This is a genomic window from Bradyrhizobium sp. 142 (genome assembly GCF_023074015.1).
In the GTDB taxonomy this organism is placed as follows: Bacteria; Pseudomonadota; Alphaproteobacteria; order Rhizobiales; family Xanthobacteraceae; genus Bradyrhizobium.
Map to the genome: position 1 here is coordinate 1 of NZ_JADPKQ010000315.1, position 7,830 is coordinate 7,830.

General features: G+C 64.3%; 9 protein-coding genes and 1 pseudogene. 5 read left to right on the plus strand and 5 right to left on the minus strand.

Annotated features, from left to right (window positions below; translation table 11 throughout):
- The 4 genes and pseudogenes from IVA82_RS28550 to IVA82_RS28565 all read right to left on the minus strand — a co-directional run.
- A partial coding sequence (locus IVA82_RS28550) for an ISNCY family transposase (RefSeq protein WP_247493297.1) occupies window positions 1-819 on the minus strand: 819 nt, incomplete at its 3' end.
- Between the two features lie 80 nt (window positions 820-899).
- A pseudogene (locus tag IVA82_RS28555) lies at window positions 900-1,538 on the minus strand (methyl-accepting chemotaxis protein); the annotation flags it as partial.
- A 100-nt stretch (window positions 1,539-1,638) separates the two neighbouring features.
- Entirely contained in the window at window positions 1,639-2,424 is a 786-nt protein-coding gene (locus IVA82_RS28560) for a fumarylacetoacetate hydrolase family protein (RefSeq protein WP_247385889.1), read from the minus strand.
- A gap of 14 nt (window positions 2,425-2,438) precedes the next feature.
- Window positions 2,439-3,050 (minus strand): helix-turn-helix domain-containing protein, encoded by a 612-nt coding sequence (locus IVA82_RS28565; RefSeq protein WP_247385891.1) that lies wholly within the window; start codon window positions 3,048-3,050, stop codon window positions 2,439-2,441.
- Window positions 3,051-3,145: 95 nt separating this feature from the next.
- Here IVA82_RS28565 and IVA82_RS28570 point away from each other — a divergent pair, with 95 nt between their 5' ends.
- Window positions 3,146-3,628 (plus strand): tautomerase family protein, encoded by a 483-nt coding sequence (locus IVA82_RS28570; RefSeq protein WP_247385892.1) that lies wholly within the window; start codon window positions 3,146-3,148, stop codon window positions 3,626-3,628.
- A gap of 41 nt (window positions 3,629-3,669) precedes the next feature.
- Complete coding sequence (locus IVA82_RS28575; protein ID WP_247385894.1) at window positions 3,670-4,446, plus strand: crotonase/enoyl-CoA hydratase family protein; 777 nt, start codon at window positions 3,670-3,672, stop codon at window positions 4,444-4,446.
- Window positions 4,447-4,468: 22 nt separating this feature from the next.
- Here the strand turns inward: IVA82_RS28575 and IVA82_RS28580 are convergent, their stop codons facing one another.
- Window positions 4,469-4,906: a DUF1810 domain-containing protein gene (locus IVA82_RS28580; protein WP_247385897.1), complete on the minus strand. Its 438-nt coding sequence runs from the start codon at window positions 4,904-4,906 to the stop codon at window positions 4,469-4,471.
- Window positions 4,907-5,094: 188 nt separating this feature from the next.
- Here IVA82_RS28580 and IVA82_RS28585 point away from each other — a divergent pair, with 188 nt between their 5' ends.
- The 3 genes from IVA82_RS28585 (at window position 5,095) to IVA82_RS28595 (ending at window position 7,672) form a co-directional block, all read left to right on the plus strand.
- Window positions 5,095-6,057, plus strand: a complete 963-nt coding sequence (locus IVA82_RS28585; RefSeq protein ID WP_247385900.1) for a DUF2778 domain-containing protein — start codon at window positions 5,095-5,097, stop codon at window positions 6,055-6,057.
- Between the two features lie 66 nt (window positions 6,058-6,123).
- Window positions 6,124-6,381: a hypothetical protein gene (locus IVA82_RS28590; protein ID WP_148740866.1), complete on the plus strand. Its 258-nt coding sequence runs from the start codon at window positions 6,124-6,126 to the stop codon at window positions 6,379-6,381.
- Between the two features lie 199 nt (window positions 6,382-6,580).
- Complete coding sequence (locus tag IVA82_RS28595; protein WP_247385899.1) at window positions 6,581-7,672, plus strand: substrate-binding domain-containing protein; 1,092 nt, start codon at window positions 6,581-6,583, stop codon at window positions 7,670-7,672.
- The last annotated feature ends 158 nt before the right edge of the window (window positions 7,673-7,830 follow it).

Sequence of the window (7,830 nt, forward strand, 5' to 3'; positions counted from 1 at the left end):
CCCGGCGAGCCGCAGGTCCTTCGGCAACCGGCCCTGCAGCGTGCCAAACATTCGCTCGGAGCGCCCGCGCGCCTGCGGCGAATACGCTGCGATATGCTCGATCCCGAGATGCGATAAGGCCCGTCCCACCTGGGTTTGTTGCGTCTTCGAGACCTTCTCGCCAGCCTTCGGGGTGTAGAAGTAATGGCTGCCGCGATCGGTGTAGAGCGCGCAGAACAGGCCATGCTCGCCGATCACCTCGCCCAGGGCCTGGAACGTCGACGCCGTCCCTTCTTCCTCGACCAGCAGCATCGAGTAGATCTCGCTCGTCGCATCGTCCATCGTGACGATCAGGTCCATCGCCGGCAGACCTTCGATCCAGGGGTGGCGCGATCCGTCCTGGTGCAGCAGCATCCCCGGAAGCGGCCGCCGTGGACGCTTCTTGCGGTGCGCCGAACGCTTCGGCGCCTTCCGCACCAGGCCCGCCGCGTGCAAGGCCAGCTTCGTCACCGTGTAGCCAAGCACATAGCCATGCCGCTTCTGCAGCTGTTCATGGAAGTGCTTCACCGTGAAGTCCGCGTACTTGTCACGAAACAGCCCGAGCATCCGCTCCAGCTCTTCCTCCGGCGCCCGTCGCGGCGATCGTCGGCCCATACGCAGGTCGACCAGCCCGTCGTCGCCCTCCGCTTCAAAGCGTTCCGCCCAACGTTGAAATGTCCGCACGTTGATCCCGAGAAGCTCGGAGGCCGCAGCCTGCGTCAGCTCTTTCGCCTCCGTCCGATCCAATAAACTCGAAAACCGCATCCGTCGTACACCCTCGTGAATGGATGCCGTGCCCATCGTGCCCCCTTTGTTCCGGGGCACCAAAAACACGACACTTCACGAGCTACAAACAGGCGACAGATCACGCGCTACTGACAGTCGGTCGCCGGTTTATTGCCCCCGACCAGATTCTTGTGCAGGCTGGAATTGAAGCCGCCCACGTCGCGCAATGTCATGGCGATGTTGGCGTAGCTGGCCTGCCGGTACGCATCGCCGTTGAGGATGGCCATGCGGCGGACCTGCTCGTTGAGCAGCGCGGTCACGCCGCCGTTGAGCACGGCATTATCGGCGACGATCTTCTTGGCCGCGTCCTTGCGCGCCTCCGGCGGCCCGGCCATCGCCTTGTCGATGGCATCGCGCAGCGCCGTGAATTTTGAATTGATGGCGTCGATGTTGCTGCCGGTGGTGTTGCCGTCGTCGAACGGGCTGGGCAGGTCCTTGCGCAGTGCGTTCATCCTGTCGCGGGCGGCATCGGTCTGCTTGCGTAGCTTGTCCTGCTCGGCAAGCAGCGCCGGGTCGACGGTGGCAGGGCCATAGAGGATATTGGTGGAAAAGCCGCGCTCGGGATTGAGATAGCGCGGGATGTCGCTGACGGCACGAACGATCGCCAGCCGCCCCTGTGCTTCGGTGATGCGCTCCATCGTCTGGTATTTCGTCACGGCGACGTAGACGGCGAGGCCGCCGCCCACGGTCGAGAGCGAGACGATGGCGGCGGTCAGGAGCGTACCGATTTTCATGATCTGTCCGGCAATTGGCGCGGGGAGAATTATTTTGCACGGACAATAGGCAGGCGATGTTAATCTCGGCTTTACGCTGGTGGCGGCCATTGCCGCGTCGTTAGGCGTAGGTCGCGCTCACAGTTCCCAGCGGACCGAAATCGGCAACGTAAGTCTCGCCAGGCTTCGGCCGTAACATGCCCGTCAGCGTGCCCGTGCTGATTGTTTGTCCCGCCTTGAGGCCGATGCCGGTTCGCGACAGCTCGTTGGCGAGCCAGGCGAGCGGCACCAGCGGATGATCGATCGCCTCCGCAGCGCTGCCGCGGCGTCTCGAGGCGCCGTTGCAATTGAGAACGACATCCTGATTGGCAATGTCGCGGCTGCGCCAATCGGCAATGGGCTCTCCAAGCACGATCGTCCCCGATCCGGAGCCGTCGGCCATGATCGCGGGCATCGGCGGAAAGGCCGCGTCGTGAATGAAGCGGCATTCGGCAAGCTCGATGCCGGGATGCAGCGAAGCGACGGCATCGCCGACCTCTTCCACCGTGTAGAGCTTCGCGCGCGGCGGCAGGTCGGCGCCGAGGCGTGCCTGGTACTCGACTTCCGGAATCGGGCTGCATTGCCTGGCGTGCTCGACGCTTGCCGGTGAGGCCTGGATCAGGGGCGCGAACACCCGCCCGTAGATCGGCGAGGAGATGCGAAGCTGGCGCTGGAGCCCGGGCTTCATGCCGGCGATTTTCCATCCGACGACATCCCAGCCCAATGCCTCTTCTACCATCTGCGCGATGCGGTACGCCGTGTCGGCATCCGGTGGCACAAGCCGTTCCTCGAGGCCGCTTTGTTGCAGGCCCTCGCGGCGCAAATCGGCGAGATGACGAGCAAGTTCGCGTTGTCGGGAAGAATCCATCGGTACGTCTCCATCTATCCGGCAGTGCGGGCGAGGGCGGTGGACAGGACAGTCTCCAGCTCCTCTTGAACCTGATCGAGCGCGTCCGTGCTGCGGCTCGCGCGGCACATCGCGACGGTGCCTTCGATCGAGGCGACCACGAGCGTTGCAAGCCGCTCGGAGCGTTCCGCAGCCAGGCCTTCACGCAGCAAGGCCGTGCGCATGATCTGACGCCAGTCGGCGAACACGCCGTCGGCAAGGTCGAGCAGATGCTGCTGCGCCGTCTCGTCGTCCCTGTCGGAGGCCTCGCCAACACAGCGGTCGACGGCGACGGCGAGCACCGGGCAGCCCGCCTCGAAGCCGGTCGCTTCGAGCTGTCGGCGCCATGATGCGACGAAAGCCCTCAAGCCGCCGATCACGCCGCGTTCGTTCATGGCTTTCTCCAGGGGAATCGACACCTGCTTGCCGGCAAAGGTCACGGCTTCGGCGATCAATTGCCGCTTGCCGTCTGGGAAGTGGTGGCTGATCGAGCCGCGCGGCGTCGCCGTATGGCGGACGACATCGCGCATGCTGGTGGCGTTCACGCCGCGCCGGCTCATCAGGTCGGCAGCACCGGCAATCATCTTGTCGCGTGTGGTGGTGGTCATCGGAAGTCCCGCGGTTGGCTCTATTAAACTATGACGATTGACATAGGCAAGGATTACTGGAATATGACAACTGTCATAATCGTGGGGAGAGCACCTTGACCATCATCACCGTGACGGCACCCGCCGGCAGGCTCAGCCTGATGCAGCGCCGCCGCCTTGCGGAAAGCCTGACCGACGCCGTGCTGGTGCCGGAAGTCGGTCAGCATGCGCCGGCGGCGCGAATGGCTTTCCAGGTCCATTTCCACGACCTGCCAGCCGACCGGATGGCGATCGGCGGCCGGCTCCTGTCCGACCAAGACACGCCGCGCGATATCATGACCGTCAATATCGCGGTGATGAACGCTGCCTGGCCTGCCGAGGTGCGGGCGGAGGTGATCCTCAACGTGCTGGCGCGGCTTGCGGAGGCCTGCGGCATGCAGGCGCCGGCGCCGACCTGGTGGGTCAATTTCGAGATCATCGACGAGGGAAGCTGGGGATCGCGCGGCGGTGTGCTCTCGATCCTCCAGCTCCTGGACTCCGGCGTGTTCACGCCGGAGCGGATCACCGCGATCCGCGCGGCCGTTCAGCAGCCGACCTGATCTGCAGCCAACACCAAGCAACATCTTTTGGAGAGAAACGAATGAGCGAAGGTCAGATCCAGACCGAGGTGCACGGCCATGTCTTGAAGATCGTCATCGACAACACTGCGAAGAAGAACGCGTTCACGCCGGCGATGATGGAGCAATTGTCCGATGCGCTGACCGTCCTGCATGACAACGAGGCTTACCGCGTCGGCGTGATCTGCGCTGCGGGCAGCGACTTCACCGCCGGGCTCGATATGCCGAAGTTCTTCGGCCCCACAGCGGAGAAGCGCAACATCAAGGAGGGCAATGTCGATCCGTTCGGGCTTAGCAACCGCTGCCGCAAGCCCATCGTCACCGCCGTGCAGGGCATCGTGTTTACCATCGGCATCGAGCTGATGCTTGCCGGCGACATCGTGGTGGCTGCCGCGGATTCGCGCTTCTGCCAGATGGAGTCCAAGCGCGGCATCGCGCCGCTTGGCGGTGCACATTTCCGCTTTCTCTCGCGCGCCGGCTGGGGCGATGCGATGTACCACCTGTTCCTGTGCGACGAGTTCTCAGTCGAGCGCGCCCGCGCAATCGGCCTCGTCCAGGAGGTCGTGCCGCCGGGAGAGCAGGTCGCGAGGGCGATGGCGCTCGCTACGATCATCGCGCGCAACGCGCCGCTCGGCATCCAAGTCACCAAGGAAGCCGCCGCGAAGTACATCGAAGGCGGCGAGGCGGCGGCAATCGCCTACATCCCGACGATCCGTGATCGCGTGCTCGGCAGTGCGGACGCGAAGGAGGGCATTCAGTCCTTCATCGAGCGGCGGGCTGCCGTCTTCCAGGGCCGCTGAGAGAGGCTGCTGATCACACGCGCTACGCCAGCCGATCGAGCTTCGACAGCATCTCCAGCGTGGCGCCGTCGCGCTCGCCTGAAAAATATCTTTCGAGCGCCTGGCTGAAGATCGGCTGGTCGGACACGGCTCCGAACAGCGTCATCGACGAGCGGAATTTGGCGTCATCCGGCGCCCCGAGGATCGCGTGGATGGTCCGCCCCTGCACGGCGAGCACGAGCCCGGTGCACTCGACGAGGCGGGCGCCCAGGACGGGGTGCGCGAGGTAGGCCTCGGCCTCCTTACGCGAGCCGATGGCGTAGCGCTGCGACATCGCGCTCAGGCCGAGGCCGGCAATCTGCGGGAAGATGAACCACATCCAGTGGCTCTGCTTCCGGCCCCGGGACAGCTCCCCGATCACCCTGGAGTAGATCGGGTTCTGGGCCTGGACGAACCGATTTAGATTGAAGGGATCGGTCATTGGATACCTTGGGGCGCCCCGCCGGCCGCGATTATGCCTAACTTTTGGCTCCCAATGTGGTAGCTGGTATAGAGTCTCCGGGTGGGGTGGGTCTCCCCGGGGGTCGATTTGGGGATCTGATGGTTTCCGACACCGCAAGAGCCGGAGGGCTGTTGTCGCGCCGCCGTATCGGGCGGGCCGAGACAGTTTTGCTGTCTCTGGGCGCCATTGCGCTGTCGCTCGGTGCCGCCGCCTGGGTCGCCGACATGGGCGATTCGACCCCGCTGGTCTCCGCCGCGCTGCCGCCGGCCAAGACGCCGGTCAATAACATGTCGTTTGACGAGCGTTTTACATCGCTGTCGGGTGGCCAGCCCGCCCGTGACACCGGCCTGCGCGCGATCGAACGCTCCGCCCTGAATGCGGTTCAGCTCAAGCTCCGTGACGCCAAGGCGATGCTCGCCCAAAAACTCCAGGGCGACGACTGGCGCTCGACCCTGACGGATGACGGCAGGCCCACAGCCGACGAAGCCAGGCCGTCGCAGCGGGCCGATGCCGTCCCGATGCCGCGCTCGCGCCCGGTCCAGGCTGATCTCGCGTCCCAGATTGCCTCCAGCCAATCCTTCGCCGACACCAACCCGAGGGTCGACAATCGCAACTTCCTCGAGAAGTTCAGCGACAAGATCAAGCTGGCCTCGCTGACGCCCGACAGCGGCCTGTTCCGCAAGGGGCCCGACCTCGGCGCCCTCGGCTATGATTCGCAGACCGCGGTCTATGACATCTCGGCCAAGGCGGTTTACCTGCCGAACGGCGTCGCGCTGGAAGCCCATTCGGGCATGGGCCCGCTGATGGACGATCCTGACCATGTCGACCAGCGCATGGTGGGCGCGACCCCGCCGGCAACCTACGACCTGAAGCCGCGCGAAAAACCGTTTCACGGCATTCGGGCGCTGCGCATGACTCCCGCCGAGGGCACCAGCGCGCTCGGCCGTGTCGGCCTTCTCACCCACAGCTACATGCTCGGGCCGCGCGGCGACTCCAACGGCTGCGTCTCGATCAAGGACTACGAGCGCTTCCTCAAAGCCTACGACAACGGCGAGTTCAACCGCCTGGTCGTTGTGCCGAGCCTGAGCGGGCCGGCGACCGCCTCGCAGCGCGCCAGCACCAACTCCTGAAATCTGTCTGCTGCGGTGGGGCTGCAGTTTCCCCTTCGTTAAGCCGTCATCGTCCAGAAGAAGCGTATGAGCGATCCTTCAAGTTCCGACACCCCGCTGCGTACGACGTTCAGCATCAAGCTGAACGGTGACACGCTGCCGATCGCGACTGTCGGCCAAGCCTATCAGTTCCTGACCAACTTCAAATCGGTCGAGTGGATGGAATTTCGCTCGCTGCACGAGGACGCGGTCGCCGCGCTGGAAGGCGCTGCCGGCAACGCCATGCTCGCGGTGCAGGCGACCAATGCCGTGCGCGCGCTGTTCGTCAGCGCGAAGCTGCTCTGAGAGCGGCGCGGCGGCGTAGCCCGGACGGAGCGTAGCGTAATCCGGGACAGTCGCACATTTGGAAGGATTCCCGGACTGCGCTGCGCTCCATCCGGGCTACCGCTCACAGCTTGAACTCCGCTACAGGAACAGGCACACGGTCCGCGAAGACCGTGGCTCATGCCGTTACATTGAAACTTGCGTTAGGGAGTAGCCCATCATGAAACGCCGTACATTCCTCAAGGGTGGCGCGGTCGCCGGTGCGACGACGCTGGTTGCGGCTCCTGCGATCGCGCAAGGCATGCCTGAGTTCAAGTGGCGCCTGACCTCGAGCTTTCCGAAGTCGCTCGACACCATCTACGGCACGGCGCAGACGTTTGCGAAATACGTGGCGGAGGCCACCGACAACAAATTCCAGATCCAGACCTTTGGCGCCGGCGAGATCGTCCCCGGCCTGCAGGCGCTCGATGCCGTCAGCACCGCCTCGGTGGAGATGGCGCAGACGCCGCTCTATTTCTACATCGGCAAGGAGCCGGCGCTGGCCTATGCCACCGGCGCACCCTTCGGCATGAACCATCGCCATCAGGAATCCTGGTGGCACTTCGGCGGCGGTGCCGAGCTTACAAACGAGGCGCTGAAGCCGTTTAAGGCACACGCCATCCTCTGCGGCAACTCCGGCACCCAGATGGGCGGCTGGTTCCGCAAGGAGATCAAGACGGTCGACGATCTCAAGGGCCTCAAATTCCGCATCGCCGGCATGGGCGGCCATGTGCTGGCGCGCCTCGGCGTGGTGCCGCAGCAGATCGCGGGCGGCGACGTGTATCCCGCGCTCGAGAGGGGGACGATTGACGCCGCCGAATTCGTCGGTCCCTATGACGACGAAAAGCTCGGCTTCCAGAAAGTCGCAAAATACTACTACTTCCCCGGCTGGTGGGAAGGCGGCGCCATGCTGCACATGATCGTCAATGACGAGAAATGGGCGTCGCTGCCGAAGCAGTACCAGGCGATCCTCAACCAGGCCGGCTCGGCGGCTGGCGCCTGGATGCTGGAGAAATACGACAGCGTCAATCCAGCGGCCTTGAAGCGGCTGATCGCCAATGGCGCGGAGCTGAAGGCGTTCCCGCAGCCGGTGCTGGAGGCCTGCTACACGGCGACCCAGGACCATCTCAACGAGCTCGCCGCCAAGAGCGACCTGTTCAAGCGGACCAAGGACAGCCACGACGCCTATATGAAGGAGTTGCTGTTCTACATGCAGATCGCTGAAAACTTCTACGACAACTATCTCTTGAGCAAGATGCGCAACAAGACCTGATCGCAAGTTGAGGGCGCGGCAAATTAAGCGCCCCGACTTCGTAGCCCGGATGGAGCGCAGAGACTGGGCAAGAATCTGGCCGTTAGCTCGAAGCAGTGTACGATTCGGCATGGCGAATCGCATGTTCAAGACCGGGGTTAGCCGGGATCAGGTGTGCA